General features: G+C 45.5%; 18 protein-coding genes. 10 read left to right on the forward strand and 8 right to left on the reverse strand.

Annotation, left to right across the window (positions count from 1 at the left end):
- Window positions 1-48: 48 nt before the first annotated feature.
- The 5 genes from NQ117_RS15480 (at window position 49) to NQ117_RS15500 (ending at window position 4,646) form a co-directional block, all read left to right on the forward strand.
- Window positions 49-2,097, forward strand: a complete 2,049-nt coding sequence (locus NQ117_RS15480; protein ID WP_258278926.1) for a methyl-accepting chemotaxis protein — start codon at window positions 49-51, stop codon at window positions 2,095-2,097.
- Window positions 2,098-2,270: 173 nt separating this feature from the next.
- Window positions 2,271-2,777, forward strand: coding sequence for a GAF domain-containing protein (locus tag NQ117_RS15485; protein ID WP_309137884.1), 507 nt, complete (start codon window positions 2,271-2,273; stop codon window positions 2,775-2,777).
- A gap of 33 nt (window positions 2,778-2,810) precedes the next feature.
- Entirely contained in the window at window positions 2,811-3,269 is a 459-nt protein-coding gene (locus NQ117_RS15490; protein ID WP_258278927.1) for a DMT family transporter, read from the forward strand.
- A 163-nt stretch (window positions 3,270-3,432) separates the two neighbouring features.
- Entirely contained in the window at window positions 3,433-4,407 is a 975-nt protein-coding gene (locus NQ117_RS15495) for a diaminopimelate dehydrogenase (protein ID WP_258278928.1), read from the forward strand.
- A 107-nt stretch (window positions 4,408-4,514) separates the two neighbouring features.
- Complete coding sequence (locus tag NQ117_RS15500; RefSeq protein ID WP_258278929.1) at window positions 4,515-4,646, forward strand: hypothetical protein; 132 nt, start codon at window positions 4,515-4,517, stop codon at window positions 4,644-4,646.
- 19 nt (window positions 4,647-4,665) lie between these two features.
- On the opposite strand, the gene msrA is transcribed toward NQ117_RS15500, so the two are convergent.
- The gene (gene msrA / locus NQ117_RS15505) at window positions 4,666-5,232 is read right to left on the reverse strand and encodes a peptide-methionine (S)-S-oxide reductase MsrA (protein WP_258278930.1); all 567 of its coding nucleotides are present in this window, start codon (window positions 5,230-5,232) and stop codon (window positions 4,666-4,668) included.
- A 253-nt stretch (window positions 5,233-5,485) separates the two neighbouring features.
- Between msrA and NQ117_RS15510 the strand changes: the two genes are divergently transcribed.
- On the forward strand, window positions 5,486-6,235 hold the full coding sequence (locus NQ117_RS15510) for an AAA family ATPase (RefSeq protein WP_258278931.1): 750 nt from the start codon (window positions 5,486-5,488) through the stop codon (window positions 6,233-6,235).
- Window positions 6,236-6,509: 274 nt separating this feature from the next.
- Window positions 6,510-7,148 carry a Bax inhibitor-1/YccA family protein gene (locus NQ117_RS15515; protein WP_258278932.1) on the forward strand — a complete coding sequence of 213 codons (639 nt, stop codon included), beginning with the start codon at window positions 6,510-6,512 and terminating at the stop codon, window positions 7,146-7,148.
- 364 nt (window positions 7,149-7,512) lie between these two features.
- Here the strand turns inward: NQ117_RS15515 and NQ117_RS15520 are convergent, their stop codons facing one another.
- Together NQ117_RS15520 and NQ117_RS15525 are read right to left on the reverse strand one after the other, a co-directional pair.
- The gene (locus tag NQ117_RS15520; protein WP_258278933.1) at window positions 7,513-8,592 is read right to left on the reverse strand and encodes a M42 family metallopeptidase; all 1,080 of its coding nucleotides are present in this window, start codon (window positions 8,590-8,592) and stop codon (window positions 7,513-7,515) included.
- A gap of 309 nt (window positions 8,593-8,901) precedes the next feature.
- Window positions 8,902-10,626: a phospho-sugar mutase gene (locus NQ117_RS15525; RefSeq protein ID WP_258278934.1), complete on the reverse strand. Its 1,725-nt coding sequence runs from the start codon at window positions 10,624-10,626 to the stop codon at window positions 8,902-8,904.
- A gap of 553 nt (window positions 10,627-11,179) precedes the next feature.
- On the opposite strand from NQ117_RS15525, the gene NQ117_RS15530 reads away from it, so the two are divergent.
- The 3 genes from NQ117_RS15530 (at window position 11,180) to NQ117_RS15540 (ending at window position 13,215) form a co-directional block, all read left to right on the forward strand.
- Window positions 11,180-11,608, forward strand: a complete 429-nt coding sequence (locus NQ117_RS15530; RefSeq protein ID WP_258278935.1) for a DUF2500 domain-containing protein — start codon at window positions 11,180-11,182, stop codon at window positions 11,606-11,608.
- Between the two features lie 29 nt (window positions 11,609-11,637).
- Window positions 11,638-12,051 (forward strand): hypothetical protein, encoded by a 414-nt coding sequence (locus tag NQ117_RS15535; RefSeq protein ID WP_258278936.1) that lies wholly within the window; start codon window positions 11,638-11,640, stop codon window positions 12,049-12,051.
- 282 nt (window positions 12,052-12,333) lie between these two features.
- Entirely contained in the window at window positions 12,334-13,215 is an 882-nt protein-coding gene (locus tag NQ117_RS15540; RefSeq protein WP_258278937.1) for an ABC transporter ATP-binding protein, read from the forward strand.
- Between the two features lie 210 nt (window positions 13,216-13,425).
- Here the strand turns inward: NQ117_RS15540 and NQ117_RS15545 are convergent, their stop codons facing one another.
- From NQ117_RS15545 to NQ117_RS15565, 5 genes are all read right to left on the reverse strand, one after another.
- A complete protein-coding gene (locus NQ117_RS15545) occupies window positions 13,426-13,896 on the reverse strand; it encodes a MarR family winged helix-turn-helix transcriptional regulator (RefSeq protein ID WP_258278938.1) in 471 nt (156 codons plus the stop codon).
- 85 nt (window positions 13,897-13,981) lie between these two features.
- A complete protein-coding gene (locus tag NQ117_RS15550; protein ID WP_258278939.1) occupies window positions 13,982-15,337 on the reverse strand; it encodes a glycosyltransferase in 1,356 nt (451 codons plus the stop codon).
- Window positions 15,334-16,947 carry a tetratricopeptide repeat-containing glycosyltransferase family 2 protein gene (locus tag NQ117_RS15555; RefSeq protein ID WP_258279064.1) on the reverse strand — a complete coding sequence of 538 codons (1,614 nt, stop codon included), beginning with the start codon at window positions 16,945-16,947 and terminating at the stop codon, window positions 15,334-15,336. The genes NQ117_RS15550 and NQ117_RS15555 overlap by 4 nt, the downstream gene beginning before the upstream one ends.
- The gene (locus NQ117_RS15560; protein ID WP_258278940.1) at window positions 16,913-19,108 is read right to left on the reverse strand and encodes a glycosyltransferase family 2 protein; all 2,196 of its coding nucleotides are present in this window, start codon (window positions 19,106-19,108) and stop codon (window positions 16,913-16,915) included. Before NQ117_RS15560 ends, NQ117_RS15555 begins: the two co-directional genes overlap by 35 nt.
- Window positions 19,109-19,204: 96 nt before the next feature.
- Window positions 19,205-19,759, reverse strand: coding sequence for a DUF6385 domain-containing protein (locus tag NQ117_RS15565; RefSeq protein ID WP_258278941.1), 555 nt, complete (start codon window positions 19,757-19,759; stop codon window positions 19,205-19,207).
- Window positions 19,760-20,007: the final 248 nt, after the last annotated feature.

Below are 20,007 nucleotides of genomic sequence, written 5' to 3' on the forward strand. Positions count from 1 at the left end.
AGTACTAATTTCTTCATTTTGGGAATTCATTTATGGAGGTATAAGGTAATGAACGAACATGTCGAACCAAGTTCGACGGATGTATCCACAGGTGCTAAAGTGGGCACGGTATTCAAGGGTAAATTAAAAAATCGGTTGATAGCTTGGTTTCTTGTCGTTTCCCTTATTCCCCTTGTCCTCACCTCAACATTCGTGTACAGTACAGCTTCATCTAGTTTAATAGAGAAACAAAACGATGCTTATGTTTCGCTTGTAAAGAGTAGAGCGGAAATGATGGATCAGTATTTTAAAGAACGTATGAATGAAATACGTATCATTGCAACAACATCAGATATTCGCACAGATGATAATGTGCATATGATGAAATTTATTCAAAGCTTGAAACAAACGGCACCACAATACGATGGTAATACGTTTATCGGTTTGGATGGACATGTGAAAGCTGACACATTTGAAAACAGCGTAGGTATTAATCTAGGTATGCGTCCATTCTTTAAGAATGCTATGGAAGGTAAAGAATCCTATACGGACGTTATTTTAGCGAAGACGACAGGTCAACGCTCGATTATTGTCGCTGTACCTGTTAAGTCTCCAGACGGAAAAGTAAAAGGTGCACTAACTGGACTAGTGAATTTTGAGAAATTCACTACGGAGATTTTTAAAAGTTTGTATATTGATAATGGGGTAGGCTATCCGATTGTCGTAGACAACCAAGGGAAAATTCAGCTTCATCCGAACAAAGAATTGATTGGCAAGACGGCCGAGGAAGCGAAATTGACTGCAGGATTGGTAAATATTTTGGGTCAAGAGAAGTCTGATGCGACGTCTTACTCGTACTCGGAAGCTGGAGAGAACTTTACGGTTGCCTATGCACCGGTTCCTACCACAGGATATAGCATATATATGCACATTCCAGAAGATTCGATTACGGCAGCCGTTTCTTCCATTCAATGGAGTGTGATGGTAATCGTCATCGCAGTAAGCTTAATCGTCGTTATTCTTGCTTACTTCATTGCACAGCAGATTACACGTCCGATCGTCGCAGTGGCGGAAGCGGCAGAACGCGTATCGAATGGTGATCTTAACCAAGAAGAGTTAGCAGTTAAGTCAAGTGATGAGGTCGGCAAGCTGACCGGCGCAGTGAATACGATGATTCGCTCTTTGCGTCAGTTTATCCAACAAGTCAACCGTACTGCGGAAGATGTAGCCACATCTGCTGAGGAGTTGTCTGCTAACGCGGATCATACGAGCAAAGCGACAGAGCATATTGCGATGTCGATTCAAGAAGTGGCAGATGGTACAGAGCAGCAGGTGCAGAACGTAGAGGAAAGCGTGCGTTCGATCCATCAAGTTGCAGAAGGAGTACAGCAAATATCTAATAACGCGCAAAGCGTGGCTCATTCTGCTTTGTCTGCTTCGGAAAGTGCTGAGATGGGTAACCGCATTTTGCAGACGGTGATGCAGCAAATGCAGTCCATTCATGACACAGTTAATACGCTTAACGACACGGTGAAACAGCTCGGCCAGCGTTCTGCTGCCATTGATAATATCGTACAAGTTATATCCGGTATTGCAGCACAAACGAACTTGCTTGCGCTGAATGCTGCGATTGAGGCGGCTCGTGCTGGTGAACATGGACGTGGATTTGCAGTTGTAGCTGATGAAGTGCGCAAGCTATCCGAGCAATCGGGTGAATCCACGGAGAAAATAGCTGGATTGCTGGCTTCGATTCAAAGTGAAACAGCAACAGCCATCGAATCGATGGAGCAAGGTACACGTGAAGTTGCGGTTGGTATGGATGTTGTGAACCAAGCAGGCGTAGCGTTTACGGAAATTTTGAATTCTGTTCAGCAAGTAGCAACGCAAATTCAAGAGGTAACCGCTTATTCGATCCAGATGAACAGCAATACCGAACATGCAGTTGAACAAGTGAATCTGATAACAGAAGTTGCAGAACGTTCAGCTGAAGGAACGCAGAACGTATCGGCTGCTACGGAAGAGCAATTAGCGGCAATGGAGCAAGTAAGCTCTTCGGCAACATCACTAGCGAAGATGGCAGAAGATTTACAGTCCTACTTGAGCAAATTCAAAGTGTAATAAGTATCTAATGAAAGGGGGCGAATAGCTCCCTTTTTTTATATTCTAAAAATCTTGCTAAATAACTGGATAAGTCAAGTCTGAAATGCACACGTAAATAGTGATAGTATAGAAATACTGAATTAGCAGAAGTATTTCTGAACGTAAACGGCTACGCATAAGGAGGACGTAACATGTTTCAACCACAATCATACAGCGGGGACGCTGCTAAAGATTATGAGCTAATGGTAAGTCAGTTGAAGGCATTAATGGACGGGGAGACGAACCAGATCGCCAATCTAGCTAATGCTGCGGCTCTGCTCTGGCATGGACTTGAGAATATTAACTGGGCCGGCTTCTATTTGTATGAAGCAGAAACGAACCAACTCGTATTGGGACCGTTTCAAGGGATGCCTGCATGTGTACGTATACCGCTAGGCCGAGGAGTATGTGGTACGTCTGCAGCCGAGCTGCGTACCGTTATCGTAGCAGATGTCCATGCATTTCCTGGACATATTGCCTGTGATGCCAGATCACTAAGTGAGATCGTTGTGCCGCTTGTCCAAAATGGACAACTAATCGGTGTGTTGGATATTGATAGTCCTATTCTAGAACGATTCAACGAGACTGACAGAGTATGGCTGGAGCGTATTGCAGAACTGATCGTACAGGGCTCTGAGCATTTGAATATTAAGAAATAGAAGTCAAAACGAAGTGAAAAAGAGGGTTGCGAAATGAGTTCAGTTATCGTTTTGCTTATCGTGCTCATCGGCGGTGTGGCGACTGCATTTCAAGCGGGTGTTAATGGCTTGCTTGGCAAGAAGATTGGCATTATCGAAGGCTCCTTTGTTTCATTTCTAACGGGAACGATTGTGCTGCTTATCTTGTTGCTTATTACGAGTCGCGGTCATCTAGGTCCACTCGTACAAGCTTTGCATGTTCCGAAATGGCAGCTTACTGGTGGAATTTTAGGGGTCATCTATGTGTTGATCATGATATTTGCAGTGCCGAAGATTGGTACGGCAACCACCTTTGTCGCTATTATTGCGGCGCAGATGCTAATGAGCACCGTGATCGACCATTATGGCTTATTTGGTAAGACGGTTCCCATTAACAGCTATAAAGTGATAGGGTTAATGTTGCTGGCTAGTGCACTATTCTTTATCTACAAGTCCAGTCAAGTGCAAGGATAGGCGGAATTGTTATTGTCGATGGGAGAAGAATGACACGAAATTACTACTAATTACCACATTTTCTTCTTTTAATACTGATTACGCCGACATAATGATCTATAATAGATATGATATTTTGTAGAATAGGTAATGAAAAATTTGATCGTAAGGCAGGGTGAAGAAGTTGCAAAAGATTCGAATTGGTATTGTTGGGTATGGTAACTTGGGGAAAGGTGTAGAATATTCGATTCGCCAGAATCCAGATATGGAGCTAGTAGCTGTATTTACGCGTCGTAGTCCAGAATCCGTTCAAGCATCTGTTCCAGTAATTTCGCTTGATGAAGTTGAGCAATATCAGGATCGTATTGATGTGATGCTGTTGTGCGGTGGATCTGCGACGGACTTGCCTATTCAAGGGCCAGCAATGGCGAAATTGTTTAATATCGTTGATAGCTTTGATACACATGCACGCATTCCTGAATACTTCGAAGAAGTTAACCAACAAGCAGAAGGAAATGGACATGTTGCGGTTATTTCTACAGGTTGGGACCCAGGCTTGTTCTCCTTGAGTCGCTTGCTGTTCGAAGCTATTTTGCCAGAAGGTAATGCATATACATTCTGGGGCAAAGGCGTGAGCCAGGGACACTCCGATGCGATTCGTCGTGTTCCGGGCGTTAAGAATGGTGTTCAGTACACGATTCCTTCTACGGAAGCAGTGGAGCGTGTTCGCAACGGTGAGAACCCAGAGCTGACAACTCGCGAGAAGCATCTTCGTGAATGTTTCGTCGTAGCAGAAGAAGGTGCAGATCTGAAAGCAATCGAGCAAACGATTGTTAACATGCCTAACTATTTCGCTGATTACGATACAATTGTTAACTTTATCAACGAAGAAGAATTGAAGGCAAATCATGGCGGTATTCCACATGGCGGTCTCGTGTTACATAGCGGTGTGACAGGTGAAGGAACGACGCAAGTAATGGAATTCGGCTTGAACCTTGGAAGTAACCCTGAGTTCACGTCCAGCGTCCTTGTTGCATACGCTCGTGCTGTACACCGATTGTCTCAACGTGGCGAGCGTGGAGCACGTACGGTATTTGACATTCCATTCGGCTTGTTATCTCCTAAATCTGCGGAGCAATTGCGCGCTGAATTGCTATAATCTGTTCGTTATTATTAACGAATATGTTCCTATCATAAGTCTATGGATGTTAAATAGCTGTCGAGTGTATACTCGACAGCTATTTTTATGAAAAGGAAGTGGACGATATGAAAATGGTTAAGATGATAGGTAAAGTCCTTTTGGCTATGTTCTTGTCCATATATGCTCTTATTTTAATCCTTGGCATCCTGTTCGTACTAGGCGTGATGTATTATGAAGCATACATGTTTCAGCCGTGATCCATAATGAGTAGTTAAATTATTTCGATGAAGTTTCATCCCAATGGGATTGGATAAATTCATCCCGTCCTGATACAGCGCGATCCTGCTTATAGTGCTCAGGTTCTTTACGGTAATAATCTTGATGATAATCTTCTGCTTCATAGAACGGGGCAGCATCAAAAATTGGCGTTACAATTGGTTTGTTGAAACGTCCGCTTGAACCCAACGCAGTTTTTGATGCTTCAGCTAGCTGTCTTTGTTCTTCTGTGTGCACGAAAATGGCTGTCGTATAGGACTCTCCGCGATCTTGGAATTGGCCGCCTGCATCTGTAGGATCGATTTGTACCCAGAATATATCGAGTAACTCTTGATAGCTCATCATGCTTGGGTCGAATGTAATTTGTACAGCTTCTATATGACCTGTCGTCTGTGTCTTCACCTGTTCATAGGTCGGGTTAACTACATGCCCTCCTGTATAGCCTGAAACGACTCCATGAATACCATCCCATTGATCGAACGGCTTCACCATACACCAGAAGCAGCCCCCAGCAAACGTTGCTTTCTCTAAAACTTTCGGTACGGATTGATTCGCTGATGTTGTCATTGCAGAATGCCTCCTTATGTTCAATCGTTCTCGTTAGTAACGAAGGTTGACGTCTAATTCATAATGCTCATCGTATAGCTGTTTCCATTTATTTTAAGTGTACCTGTGCAATTGCAGATTGAACAGCTATTTTACAGACCTCTTTATATCTTCGGTGAGACCTCTCTCTGTTGTATTCCTGTTATATGGCTGGCAAAATGGACATATAGAAAGTGAATGGAACGATGGGAACGACAGATTTGGAGGTCATATCATGTACGTAAGTCAAATTTCATTAAATAGGGATCAGGTTCCCTCTTTTCATAGTTATCCTTTTGATTTAGAGGTTGTACGCTCATTTACAACGCTTAAGTTTCAACAACCGGTGACTTTTTTAGTAGGTGAAAATGGAACAGGAAAATCAACACTGCTTGAAGCTATGGCCATTGCGATGGGATTCAATCCTGAAGGTGGCAGCTTAAATATGCGCTTCCAGACAGAAAGCAGTCACTCGGAACTGTATCAATACATGCGTGTAGGCAGGAAGGCGCCTTATGCGAAAGATGGTTTCTTCCTGCGCGCTGAAAGTTATTACAACGTTGCGAGCTATATTGATCAGTTGGATAGAGAAGGCGGAGGCATGCCACTTCGTTTCTCTTATGGTGGTAAATCATTACATGAACAATCGCATGGTGAAGCGTTCTGGTCGACTTTTCTGCATCGGTTCCGTGGAAATGGTCTCTATCTATTAGACGAGCCCGAGGCTGCTCTATCTCCGCTTCGCCAAATGTCTTTCCTTACAAGAATGCATCAGTTGGTGAAGGACAACTCACAGTTTATTATCGCTACACATTCACCGATTTTAATGTCCTATCCTGATGCGGATATCATCATGTTGGATAGAGGAGAGCTGCGCAAGGTTGCACTTGAAGAGACGGATCACTTTGCCATTACCCATAGCTTTATGACTGGTCGCGAGCGTATGCTGCGCGAGCTGCTGCAAGATGAAGAGGTGGATGGATGAACATACTATTATGTTCATGATTGCAAGTACAGTATTTCTAAGGATGAACTGTTCTTGAAAGGTCTAAGGTAATGTAATACGTATAAATGCGTATGACTGTCGGAAAAGGAGCATAAAGATAGTAGAGAGTTGGACTGGCTGGGAAAAAGTATAATTTATTGGAATTTGTTCTGTTTCCATAACGAATGTAAATATTATGGGACAAAATGGATCGTTCTTCGTATATAATTAGAGTAGAGACATGAAAAGTTTAAAAAGGAGGAAATTGATACTTATGCATAGCACAGAGTATTCTTCATCAAATGGCTCGTTGCCTAAGTTGTTTTCAGTCTTGTTCATTGCCTTGCTGATTTCATTTGCAGGTATTTATGCAGGACAATTCGTACCCAAAGCATACGCGATCCCTCTCTACGTAGTAGAGATTGGCCTATTGCTAGCTGTCTTCTTCTTGAGAAAGAGCAAAGCTGTTGGGTACCCGCTTATGTTTGCTTTTATGTTTGTTTCGGGTATTACGTTGCAATTTGCGATCGCTTATTATGTAAGCACACTTGGTGCAACTCTTGTTGGGCAAGCATTTGCCCTTGCGGTAGTTGCTTTCGGTGGAACAGCACTTTATGCGGTGAAATCTAAGCAAGATTTCTCCTACATGCGCGGATTCTTGGTTGCTTCGACGCTTGTCCTCATCGGTATTATGCTTGTAGGCTTGTTCGTTCCAATGACAGGTACAATGGAACTGATATATTCAGGCTTCGGTATTTTGATCTTTATCGGATGGACGTTGTTTGACTTCTCTCGTCTTACGAAGCATGGATTTGCGGAAGAAGATATTCCTTCCATCGTGGTGAGCATTTACCTCGACTTCGTGAACTTGTTCTTGTTCATTCTTCGCTTTATCGGTGCAAGCAGAGACTAAGATTTACACTATCATTAGTAATCAGCTTGTAAACATCGAAGCGTAAGTTAAGAACTTAACTTATGAGTTAGTTCGCTTGAGTTTGATAAGTAGTAGTTAATGAGATTAATAATTTTTAGTCATAAAGGGTATTCTTCTTGCAGCGTGTCTGTAAGGGGATGCCCTTTATTTGTAGCTTTGAACATAGATAAGGGGTACCTTTGAGTCGATTGCAGTGACTTTTAGGGTACCCCTTACATGTAAATGTATGGTTACTTTGAAATGGATCTTCGATCTAAATCATAGTTCATAAGAAAAAGATGCTATTGCACATAGATATAGGTAAGCTCAATCTTTGTTCATGCAATTGCACATGGTTTCAAAATTACGCGCGCTCAACGATCGTGTTATATGTCGTGCGGTCCGTATGTTTAACGAGTTGGATAAGCAGTTCCTTAGCCGCATCGATATCATCTGTATGAACGATGGATGCTGGCGTATGGATGTAACGTCCAACAACACCAATAATCGTTGATGGTACGCCTTTGCCGCTTAAGTGTACTTGCCCTGCATCTGTGCCGCCAGGGGATACGAAGTATTGATACGGAATCTTGTACGTATCGGCGATATCCTGTACGAACTCGATAAGACCGCGATGTGTAATCATCGTCGGATCGAAGATGCGAAGCAGCGCGCCTTTGCCTAAGTGACCGAAGGAATTACGGTCGCCTGTCATGTCATTTGCAGCACTGCAATCCAATCCGTAGAAGATGTCAGGTTGAATTAAGTTCGCAGCTGTACGAGCTCCGCGCAAACCAACTTCCTCTTGTACGGTAGCACCGGAGAATAGAATGTTAGGCAACTGAGCTTTCTCGCGATGAAGCTCTTTCAACAACTCGATGGCAAGTCCGACACCGTAACGGTTGTCCCATGCTTTAGCCATAATCTTTTTCGGATTCAGCATCGGCGTAAACTCACATACAGGAACAATTTGTTGTCCAGGACGAATGCCTGCCGCTTCAGCTTCTGCACGGTCGTCTGCGCCCACATCAATATACATCACTTTAGGATCAACAGGTTTGTTTGCCGTTGCTTCATCGAGCAAATGCTTCGGAATAGAACCGACAACCCCGCGAATTGGGCCGTTTGGCGTAATAATATCTACTTGCTGAGCGAGAATAACTTTTCCCCACCAGCCGCCAAGCGTAGTGAATTTAATCATACCTGTGTCTGTAATTTGCGTTGACATAAAGCCGACTTCATCCAAATGTCCAGCAACCATGACACGAGGACCTTCTTCATTACCACGCATAACGCCAAATACGCTTCCAAGCGCGTCATGAATGATTTCATCTGTGTATTTGCTAATTTCTCCTTTAACAAGTGCTCGGAGATCACGCTCAAAGCCAGGAGCGGCTGGGAATTCAGTTAGCGTGCGGAATAGCTCTAATGTCTCTTGCTGCATGTCGAGGTCTCCTTTATACGATGAAATTCAATATTTTAGAATAGAGTCAAAATGACTCAGTGTTGCTTGATACATATAGGTTAAGTATGAACTTATTTGTGGATGTAGGCAAGCGCAGAAGCAGATTCCATACATAAAAGATTGCAGTTGCGGAGCGGCTTGCATATGGGTAACAATTTTAAGCGGTATAGTAATGGGCTGAATGAAATGAGTGCAGTTAATGCTAGTCGCAAAAAAGCCAAGCTGACGAGCGAGATGCTGGTCGACTTGGCTTGGTGATAACCTGTATGAGTGCATATTTGTTACTTACTATTCACTGCGTGCAGCGACGAATGCATCGATACGAGCCATTACATCGTTCGTTACGCGCTCAAGACGAGCTTGAGCATCTGCATTGTCAGTGCCTTTTACCGCGAAGTACATTTTAATTTTTGGCTCTGTGCCAGATGGGCGAAGGCAGAACCAGCTGCCGTCTGCGAGATGGTATTTAAGCACGTTCTCTTTTGGCAGATCATAGAGTCCAAGCGCGTAGTCTTCTGCTTTGGCAACAGATACGCCACCTGCTTCAGCAGGGACATTTGCACGCCAGTCTTCCATAATGCCTTGAATAACTGCAACTCCTTCTACACCTTTAAGCGTACGGGATTGCAAGCCTTCCAAGTAATAGCCATGTTGCACATACAGCTCTTGCAGAACATCATACAGTGTCTTGCCTTGCGCTTTATAGTATGCACCAGCTTCAGCAATGAGCATTGCACCGATGACAGCGTCTTTGTCACGTGCGTAGTTGCCTGCTAGATAGCCGTAGCTCTCTTCATAACCGAAGAGGAAAGTGTGCTCGCCAGTCTCATCGAACTGCGTCATTTTCTCTCCGATATATTTGAAGCCCGTTAGCGTATTAAGGACAGTCATGCCATACGACTCAGCGATGGAAGCGCCTAGTTCACTCGTTACAATTGTCTTGATAACAGCTCCATTTGCTGGCAACGTATTATTTTTCTTCATAGCATCCAGCACATAATGCACCATTAGGGCACCTGACTGGTTCCCTGTCAGTACAACATATTGTCCATTTCCGTCTTTGACGACAGCACCCATTCGGTCAGCATCAGGATCTGTGCCCATAATAATGTCAGCATCCCAAGCTTGAGCTTGCTCAAGGGAGATGGCAAATGCTTCGCGCTCTTCAGGGTTAGGTGATTTGACCGTAGGGAAGCTTCCATCTGGTTGTTCTTGCTCAGGGACTACACGGACTTGGCTAAATCCGATGCGCTCCAGCACATGGCGAACAGGTAGATTACCTGAGCCGTGAAGTGGAGTGAACAAGACGCGGAAGTTATTGCTCGTTTCACGAATGACGTCTGGGTTTTGACTAACAGCTGCGACAGCGCTTATGTACGCCTCGTCCATATCTTTGCCTAACCAAACTAGCAATCCTTGTGCTTCTGCTTCTTCACGTGTGAGACGCTTTACATCAGCTAGTGACGCAATACCGCGAATTTCACCAATTACTTGAGCGGCTGTATCAGGATTAATCTGTGCTCCATCTGCACCGTATACTTTGTATCCGTTATATTCTGGAGGATTGTGGCTTGCTGTTACGACAATACCTGCACTTGCTTGCAATTGACGTACAGTGAACGATAGCTGCGGTGTTGGGCGCAGCGACTCGTATACGTATGCTTTTACGCCGTTTCCTGCAAGTACAAGAGCAGTTTCAAGTGCAAACTCAGGTGAGAAATGACGAGAATCGTATGCGATTGCAACAGAAGGTGTATCCGCTGTAGCGTTCAAATATTGAGCCAATCCTTGAGTGGCTTTACCTACTGTGTATACATTCATGCGGTTTGTGCCTGCACCTATAACTCCACGCAGACCGCCAGTGCCAAATTGCAATTCTGTATAGAAGCGGTCCACAATTTCCTTGTCTTGACCAGCAATCGCTTGAAGCTCTTGCTTCGTAGCCGCATCAATATGCGGATCGTTTAGCCAGATCGAATACATTTCTTGTGAGCGATGATCGGTTGCTAACATAATATCCTCCTTAAATTCGCATCGCTGGATGCCCTATAATTCTACTGCTATCATAACAAACTTTTGTGCAAAATTGTAATTTGCTAGACTCGCTTCGAGATGGAAATACCCGTTCCTTACTATACTATGGTGTAACTTTGTAGGAATGTCCTTTTTTTAATAGTTGTATATAAGATTAAACGCTAAGAGTAGATGATTGTGGTTATTATTTGTTCAATCCTAAGGCAGATGATCGGCTTGCAAGATCGAACTATGCTTGCAGCATTCGGATCACAAGCACCATGCTCGTGGATCGGTAGACAACCCTTATTGGTTCGCGAAGATGTAGGGGTTTACTGCCTATATCAATTATTATCTTATCAATGGTGGAAATATTATCCTATATTTTGTTATACTGGCGGGGAGCAAGCATGAATGCAGATACTGCTGATTATTTATATGGTAAGAAGCCTTATTCACCAGGCTAGTTTTATGTAATATCCGATATAAGCTCATCCATTGTAGCTAGGACACAGTGAGCAGCGAAAAGGAAAGGAGATGGAGAATCGAGCATATGGTCAATTACAGAGGATTGCATGCTTATTTTCGAGAGCCTGGTTTTTGGGATTTTTTTAACGAGACACCGCTTGGTTTTAAATTGTTTTTTGGCGCAATCTTTATTTTTATTTTCGGCTCGATACTAATAGCGATTGTTACAGGGCTATCACGCTGGCTATCGAATAATAGAGCTCCACAGATATCGGAAGTTTGCAAAGTGATTGGCAAAAGAGATGAAGTATCGGGTGGTTCAGGGAATTCAAGCATACGGCAGCAGCATTATGTGGCGTTCGAACTGCGGGACGGGAGTCGAGTTGAGCTGCAAGTTAAGCCTGAAGAGTACGGCTTGATTGCTGAAGGCGACCAAGGTACGGTTTCTTACCAAGGAACTCGCTTTCTGGCTTTCAATCGAGAGATGAATTTCACGCAACATTTAAATATGTAGATGTCCATAGAGGGAGGGCGACGTCACACATGCTTATCCATAAACTGCGATCTGTTTTAATAAGAAGCCTGCCGGCTCTCGTTCATATGGTCCTAACACTTCTCTTTATTCAAAAGCTGTATACGTATGAAAATTTCGATCTAACCATTGTCTTGTTTGCACTTATTACAGTCAACTTCATTGCTACTTCACTCGTTTCGAAGGGGCAGTGGAGACAACTAATCATATCGTTCTCCGCATTTTTCATTTACATGATTCTTTATGTCTTTCTGGTTCCTTTACTAGGGGGTCTGGTCGAAACGGACAGTGACAATCCAGGTGATGGGTTTACGGCTATGTTCGGCATATCCATTTCTCTTATCGCACTTGTAATCGGAACGTTGCTTGGTATTGTTGTGAATTCTCTTCGTAATCAAATCAAGATTTTTTTCGGTAAGGTATAATGCGAATGGGTGTTGATACCCGGTTAGTGTTTATGATGGTTTAACAGAGGATTGCTTGACAGGATCAACCTGTTGGCAATCCTTTTGCTTTGTTTGCTTGTCTCGATGACGCAATTTGTATATTTCTGGTGAGGGATAGACATAACTAAAGATTAGTGATATTATCATTGATAATCATTATCAATTGAGAAAATGAACGGATACAACGTCGGATGTCGAATTCAACTACGATCAGTGTTGGCATAGAAAAGGTAATTTATTTGTAAAAAGGGAGTGGGCGCAGTGGAGAGATTGCGTACAGAACAGCTTCGGATCGGCTACAATGATACGGTAATTGTGGATAATTTAAATGTATCCATTCCAACGGGAAAAATAACGGCATTAGTTGGTTCCAATGGCTCAGGCAAGTCTACGATTTTGAAGACGATGTCTCGTATTATGAGGCCATCGGGAGGAAATGTTCTATTGGACGGACGTTCTATCCATGAACAGTCTACGAAAGAAGTGGCGAAGCAGATGGCTATTTTGCCGCAAAACCCGACAGCGCCTGAAGGTCTGACGGTTTCGGAGTTGATTAGCTACGGGCGTTTCCCGCACCAGAAAGGCTTCGGCTCCATGACAAAGGAAGATCGTGAGGTTGTCCAATGGGCAATTGAAGTGACAGGGCTTACCGTATTCCATGATCGTCCTGTCGATCAGTTATCTGGAGGCCAACGTCAGCGCGCTTGGATTGCGATGGCGCTTGCGCAGCAAACGGATATTTTATTCTTGGATGAGCCTACGACATTCCTTGATATGGCGCATCAATTAGAAGTTCTACAGCTGTTGAATAAGCTTAACGAAGAAGAAGGACGCACGATCATCATGGTCGTTCATGACTTGAACCATGCGTCTCGCTATGCTCAGCATATGGTTGCCATTAAGTCAGGTACTGTTATTTGTGAGGGATCGCCACAGGAAGTCGTTACGCAGGACGTTCTTCGTCAAGTATTTGGTATCGAAGCTGACATCGTGCCAGACCCGCGTACGGGTGTACCTTTATGTTTGCCATATCAATTGGCATCTGTGACTAAGAGTGGTCATACATTCATTCCTCGGCCAAATAACAATGATGCATCACAGCTCATTGCGGACACGAGGGAACTGGTTGCCGCAAACGGGTAGTGGTTTTCAGATCGAGCAAACGTTAGAAGCTCGTATTCTTTCATGAACAAATTACTTAGATGATAATAACAGCTGTCTCCGATCTAGGGTCACCCTGAGCGGAGGCAGTTTTTTATTGTACCGTTTGCCCTATAAGTTACCGATAACCATTTTCAGAAAAGCTTTCATTACACATCTCTTTCGTGCAAGATGGTTGGCAATGAAAGCTTCCTAATTCAATGATGCTGTGTCAGGCTGACCTAATAGCTTCAATAGCTGAATTAGCTGCTGCTGCTGCTCATTAGTAAGGTGACTCATCCGATCGTGTAGAGTTTGAGCATGTTCTGGGAAAATGCAAGCAATCACTTCTTCACCTGTAGGTGTCAGTTCGATCATGATGACGCGGCGATCCTGCTCGGATTGCTTACGAATGATGTAGTCTTTACTTACGAGCTTGTCCACAACATAAGTCATTGTGCCGCTAGCAAGCAGAACTTTATTGCCAATCTGTTGAATAGGAGTAGGCCCTTTATGATAAAGAAGCTCAAGCACAGCAAATTCACTTAAGTTTAAGCCGTATCGTTTAATGTCTTGTTGGGACACTTCCATTAAGGAACGTGACGCGCGAGACAAGACAACGAGTAGTTTAAGTGCTTGCTCTACCTCAGGGCCGTAATCTTTTGTTGATTTCTTTTCATGCATAATATATAACCGCCTTTGTATATATCTCGAAAATAATTATCTTGAATATGAGGTGAATATAACATCCTGTTCTTAGGATGTCAAGCTAGGTATCATCGTATAAGAAGTAGCGGGTGATTGAGGCCCAATCAATGCTAGCTGTGCCCTGTAGGGCGGGTACAGATGGTAGGAGTTGCGCTGCGGCAGAGGAATGGACGGAAGCAGCTAGAGCTTGTGCAACAGAAAGAGTAACTGTCGGTAGGGTTTGTTCCGAAGCTACCGCAGCATTTCGCATCCATCGGCTGGATGAAATCCAATCGGAACGATGCCATGCAGCAGCAGATTTAAGTATAGCAGCAGAGTGTCGTGCTGTGGTGTGAGCGGCGGCCTGTTCATAATGGTATGCAGCTCGTTCGTAATTACTGAGACGCTCAGCAAGAAATGCTGCCATCCAATGTGCTCTCCATGTACTAGCACCATCTGTGCTCGTATATAGATGTGTCCGATCTCCGCAGGCAGCAGCTTCTTTAGCACATCGATAGGCTTCTGTTAATCTGCCATGAATGGCATACAAGGTTGAGCTGAGCAGCAGCAAATCTGGGAAGGATGGGAATCGCTCCATCGCTTCTTCGGCTAGTCGAACAGCGCTGTCTATTTGCTGAAGCGAATAGTAGGCATAGACAGCTTTGAGCCATACGTCAGAAGCATAGCCTGGCAATCGAGGCTGCTTGGATAAAGAAGTAATCGCCCGCAGCAGCCATGGCAGAGCTTCTACATAACGTTCTGACTGGAAGTATTCTGTCCCATATGCATACCACCATAATGGGTTAAGCGGCTCCTCTTCTAATTGTAAATGGAGAATATGCAGGTTCCGTGCTGATTTATCTTTGTTCTGAATGCGCTCAGCCGTATAGCCATCATGCCATATTGCGAAAGAGCTCCAACATATAGCTTCGGATGATACAGCTTCAATAGAAGCAGTGATATCTTCGTGAATGCGTCCTGCATAACGAAGTCGGGCATCGTTGCGGAACAGCCGACAGGCCATATCGGTGGCACTACAGATTGGTCTATGGGTGAGATTATTGTCCCAGCAGTGAGTTAAATGGGCAAGCCGTACAAAACAGCCAAGGACGTTCGGTTGTGTAAAGATAGCTTGCATTTGTTTCTCTTTCCAACTTTCCCTATCTATGACTTCGTCAGCGTCAAGCATTAAAATCCATGGCTGCTCAGCTTTTTCGATGGCTGCATTGCGTGCGGCTGAAAAGTCATCTTGCCATTCGAAGTGATAAACGGCAGCACCACATTCCTGTGCAATTGCAGGGGAGGCATCCGTTGAACCGGTATCGATAACGATCATTTGAGCGACGAAATCTTTCGCAGATTGTAGACAGCGTCGCAGCACGTCCTCCTCATCTCGAACGATGACACATAAAGTGACAGGAAAAAATGGGGTGGTCATGTTGTGGATGCCTCCTTTGTTTGGGCTGAAAGTGCCAATGCATAAAGAGGGAGCAAAAGGCGTGATGTAGCCGCTGAAGTGCGATGCCAAGAATATTGCTGCAATCTTGCTAACGCGATATCGGCTTTAGATAAGGCGGATAGGGCAAGTGCAATAGGAGTGTTGTTCGCGGCAGCTTGCGCTTGCTGTTTTTGTTTTGGCGGGTTTGATAAGCCGCTGCTGCTGTTGTCAGCAAGCAGATCAGCTAGAGAAACGGTAGCAGATGTGCGCGAGGGTTTCTTAGCTGCTGATGAAGCTGATGATACAGCTGAGGCAGCAGTTGGCTTTGTCTGTAGCGTATCGCGGCTGCCGATAGGTGCAGTGGGAGCGTTAGTGGCAGCGGAGGCACGAGGTGCTTCGAGTGGTGAACCGCCGCCATGCTGTGCCGCGCTCAGCAATGTATCACGGAGCGCCTGCGGCTGCGTTTGCAGCCATTGCGACGCAGCTTCGCTTAGCGCATGCAGGTCGCCCCAGACGCGGTGCAAGCGCACGCTGGCGAGCCATGCTGCTGCCGGGCAGCCTTCCGCCTCCAATGCGGCGTCGAAGGCGAGCGCAGCTTCGCTCCATGCGCGCGCCTCAAGCGCCCACGCGCCCAATTGCATATGGGCGCGAAAGGTGCCCACGCCTCCTTCGGTATGGTAATGCGAAGGAGGCGTGCCAATTCGCGCTGCCTCGCGCATCGTCTCGATGGCGGTGCGGCGATTGCCAATGGCGTCGTAGTACACCGCCAACGCGAAGCGGAGATCTGTGTAGTCAGGGAAGTCTTCAATGCCAGCCGTGCATAATCGAACAGCTTCATCTAATTTTCCCATCCTTGCACATGTCCAAGCTTCTATTTTTATCATCAGATGGGTAAACGAAGCGGACAAAGGTGTAATCTCACGTGCTTCACGGAGCAAGGCAAGGGCGTTGGTATCATCGCCTTGTCTCAATTTCTCGACAGCAAGATTAAACAAATGAAACGGCTGTCGCCCTTCTTTTTCAATAATTTGTTCTAGCATGTGGATGTTGCGAGCAATCTTGTCTTTGCTGCTGACAATCTGCGGCTGGTATCCCAAATGATGCACGCGGATCGGCGTGAAAGCGAACACGGCAGTGGGCTGCTCACGTATAATGACAGGTGCAATTTGTTCATGGATCGCGCCTTCGAAACGATAGGCCTCTCGATTGCGGAACAGCCGAAGCAGCGGGTTGACCGTCATTGGTAGCGGATCGAGCCCATCTCCCATTACATGCTCAACCCTTAAAAAGTAACCTTCGTAAGGATCGTTTCCCTCTACCAGCTTGCGGAGTAGTGGGGCGCTTTCAGCAGCGAGGCGTTCATCTGCATCGAGAATAAGGACCCATTTGCCTGTTGCTTGAGACAACGAAAGATTTCTAGCTGCCGCAAAATCGTCGTTCCATTGCATTTCGAGGACGACTGCACCTGCCTGCTTCGCAACAGCTATCGTATGATCAGTCGAACCCGTATCGACCACGATAATTTCGTCTGCTACTTGTCGTATGCTGTGCAGGCAATCTGGCAGCAGGCGCTGTTCATTCCGAACGATGAGACAGACGGACAGCTTCACTCTGGACAAGTTGGATGTTCCTCCTTTGCAAGGTTGTTCGAGGCAGCTCCCAAGGTGTCACTGATAATTGCTCAATGGCTAGACGAATGACCCTGAGCTGTTCTTCCCACGCTTGCTGTTGGGGCTCAAGTGCAATCGCTTGCTGCAAATAATGTTCAGACAGCCGAACATACGTAAGAGCTAACATGCGATCAAGCCTCGCGGCCACGTCTTGATCTATTTTTTCTTGCTCTTGGTGCAGCAGTCGGGCTCCTTCCAGCAAGTCGAGTGCTTCCTGCCAGTGCTGCTTCTGCATAAGCAGCTCACCTAGCAGCATGGCTCCCTCTGCATCAAGCCGCTGTTCCGCCATCGCTTTGAGTAAGATTTCCGCTGAGCTGTAAATATCACCAGCAACGTACAAAGCTTTGGCACAATACAAATCTCGATCTCCGTCATGGAACGCCCATTTTTGGAGTGGTTGAATAAGTGCTTCATCTCGCAGTAGCTCTATCCATCGGTCTAGAACTTTGTATATCTCGCTGTGCTGGCTTCCTTCAAAATGAGCTGTATCCCCGTTCTCATCGAAATCGCGTTTATGTTGGTTAGTCTCTGCAGATTGCTCCGTATGATCAACGGTATACTTATGAATATATGCTTTACCGCTCGCCATGGACGGGCTGGACTTCGTCAGCAGTTTATAGGCTTCGCGCACGGCTGGCTCCCAGTTGTCACTGTTGACGAGAGTTGGTTTGCCTTGCAAGTGAGATTGCCATGCACAGATCGCTTGCCAATCTTCCAACTGTCTGCGCTCATTATCATGTAATCGCGTCGTTTGCAGGAGATGGTGCAGCATTCCATTAGCCTCGGCATATCGTTCTTTATGAATCCAAGCGATGGTTAATCCATAAATAGCTTGCGGTGTAGATAAACGATTGACACACAATTGGGCAAGTGAATGGTGATAGCCTGCTTGTTTGTAAACACGAACGAGTATAACAGCGCTAGGGAATTCAATTTCTTTCCATAGCGATTCGATATGAGCGGTAACCTCTTCTTCTGATACATTGAGTTCCACAGCAGCAGCGATGAATCCGTGAAGTGCTGGCTCATATTGAGGGTGATCCACAAGTGCAGCGTTGAAGGATTTTAGTGCCTCACCATGTTGGCGAAGCTGCCTGTATGTTTCCCCAATCCATGTATGCGCAATATAGCTGCTGCTTCCGTTCTCCGTAACATAGTGGTAGTGGTCGGAGCTTGTTGTCAGAGCATGCTGGAAGCTGTGCAAGGCTTCGTTCAATAACCCTTGCTGGAACAATGACTGACCTTGCAAAATATAGAGTTCGCTATATTCAGCGTAGCTGGAAATGGCTTCTTGCAGCCATTCCTCCGCGATATGGGGTTTATGTTGGGCCAGCAGTACTTTGATCGTGTCCCGATATAAGGTAGGTCGGTAAGCTACTTGGGCATCGACGTTCTCGCGAGAAAGACTGAACCATCGATAAGCTTCATCAAGTTGTTGCTGCTGAACAGCGGTGACTCCAAGTCCATACAGCAGAAAGGCGTCGGTAGGTTGCAGTTCAATATTTTTGAGAAGCAGCTGTTTATTTCGTTCGGGCTTGTTCTTCCGTTGGATGTGCTGTGGAAGTGTGCCGATATGTTCAATGGTAATCGCACTGTCAGCTAACGCTGTGTCTTCATATATTTCTGTAATGGATGGCCCGATATCTTCGTGAATCATTCCTTTGTAATGAAAGTTGTCACGGCGTCGAAAAAGCCTTACTGCACGATGGCATACAGCTAGTTGTACATCTTCTTCACTCAGTCGATTGATTATTTTTACCGTGCTGCCTTCGCAATTTGTGTGGTAAATCCATTGTCGAACTTCTTGGATTGAGCTTATTAATCGCTCGTCTGCATCCAGCACAAGTACCCAATCGGTTGTCATATGCTGCAGCGCCTCATTACGTGCTTCTGCGAAATCATTATTCCATTGCAGCTGAACGACATGAGCACCATGCTGGAGAGCAATCTCAGAGGTACCGTCAAAAGATCCTGTGTCGGCAACAAGACATACGTCAGCTTCCTTTACACTGTCTAGGCAAGGCCCAATTAATGCTGCTTCATCGCGAGCTAGTATGAGAACGCCTATAGTAAAGTTCCGATTGCCATGCGAAATAAACATACCCTCTCACCTCATCTTTCGCACGTGCAGAAAGAGCACATGGTGCTCACGTGCTCTTTCGCGTTGTTAGTAATTAGATTATGTGAGGGATATTTATTAGGTACCTTGCCCATTGAAAAAAACGTCAATTGTAGCTGGAGCAGCAAGCAGGGCGAGTCGGTATGACAGTCTGGTATATTTTAAAAATCTAGCAGGCACGACAACATCAGCTGCTCCGGCTGCGATCGTAGCTCCGTTCGTATCAACAAAATAGTTGGTGCCATCGGCGCTAATTTCGACTCTTGTTACAATAGACCCTCCCTGTCTGTTATATACGAAGTAGGAATAGACACCTAATACGCTTGTTGTTACGGCTGGCAGTGGAGCGAAAGTTGTAGATGATGATTGGACATTCAAGATAGATGATTCCACGAAGCTCTTTTGCGAAATAGAAGTTACGCTGGAAAGGGTACCTGCCGTTATCGTTGCACCGAGGATGCTAGTGATGGTGCCAATGTTATTGACGGCGGCCAAAGTACCGCCCGTAATGGTGGCGCCAAGCACACTAGTAATAGTGCCGTTTAGGAGGTTGCCGACCGCGGATAAGGTTCCACCCGTAATAGTCGCACCGAGGATGCTAGTAATGGTGCCGATGTTATTGACGGCAGCCAACGTACCGCCCGTGATGGTCGCCCCAAGCACACTAGTGATGGTACCGTTGAGGAGGTTGCCGACCGCGGATAAGGTACCACCCGTAATAGTCGCACCGAGGATGCTAGTAATGGTGCCGATGTTATTGACGGCAGCCAACGTACCGCCCGTGATGGTCGCCCCAAGCACACTAGTGATAGTACCGTTCAGAAGGTTGCCAACCGCGGACAAGGTACCACCCGTAATAGTCGCACCGAGGATGCTAGTGA

It is taken from the genome of Paenibacillus sp. SC116 (assembly GCF_024733555.1).
Lineage (GTDB): Bacteria > Bacillota > Bacilli > Paenibacillales > Paenibacillaceae > Paenibacillus_B.

Coding starts and splice junctions, on each gene's coding strand:
- NQ117_RS15520 (WP_258278933.1), bottom strand. CDS start 8,592: ATGCAGCAAGAGACATTAGAGCTATTCCGCACGCTAACTGAATTCCCA.
- NQ117_RS15485 (WP_309137884.1), top strand. CDS start 2,271: ATGTTTCAACCACAATCATACAGCGGGGACGCTGCTAAAGATTATGAG.
- NQ117_RS15480 (WP_258278926.1), top strand. CDS start 49: ATGAACGAACATGTCGAACCAAGTTCGACGGATGTATCCACAGGTGCT.
- NQ117_RS15530 (WP_258278935.1), top strand. CDS start 11,180: ATGGTCAATTACAGAGGATTGCATGCTTATTTTCGAGAGCCTGGTTTT.
- NQ117_RS15525 (WP_258278934.1), bottom strand. CDS start 10,626: ATGTTAGCAACCGATCATCGCTCACAAGAAATGTATTCGATCTGGCTA.
- NQ117_RS15545 (WP_258278938.1), bottom strand. CDS start 13,896: ATGCATGAAAAGAAATCAACAAAAGATTACGGCCCTGAGGTAGAGCAA.
- NQ117_RS15490 (WP_258278927.1), top strand. CDS start 2,811: ATGAGTTCAGTTATCGTTTTGCTTATCGTGCTCATCGGCGGTGTGGCG.
- NQ117_RS15535 (WP_258278936.1), top strand. CDS start 11,638: ATGCTTATCCATAAACTGCGATCTGTTTTAATAAGAAGCCTGCCGGCT.
- NQ117_RS15550 (WP_258278939.1), bottom strand. CDS start 15,337: ATGACCACCCCATTTTTTCCTGTCACTTTATGTGTCATCGTTCGAGAT.
- msrA (WP_258278930.1), bottom strand. CDS start 5,232: ATGACAACATCAGCGAATCAATCCGTACCGAAAGTTTTAGAGAAAGCA.
- NQ117_RS15560 (WP_258278940.1), bottom strand. CDS start 19,108: ATGTTTATTTCGCATGGCAATCGGAACTTTACTATAGGCGTTCTCATA.
- NQ117_RS15515 (WP_258278932.1), top strand. CDS start 6,510: ATGCATAGCACAGAGTATTCTTCATCAAATGGCTCGTTGCCTAAGTTG.
- NQ117_RS15510 (WP_258278931.1), top strand. CDS start 5,486: ATGTACGTAAGTCAAATTTCATTAAATAGGGATCAGGTTCCCTCTTTT.
- NQ117_RS15500 (WP_258278929.1), top strand. CDS start 4,515: ATGAAAATGGTTAAGATGATAGGTAAAGTCCTTTTGGCTATGTTCTTG.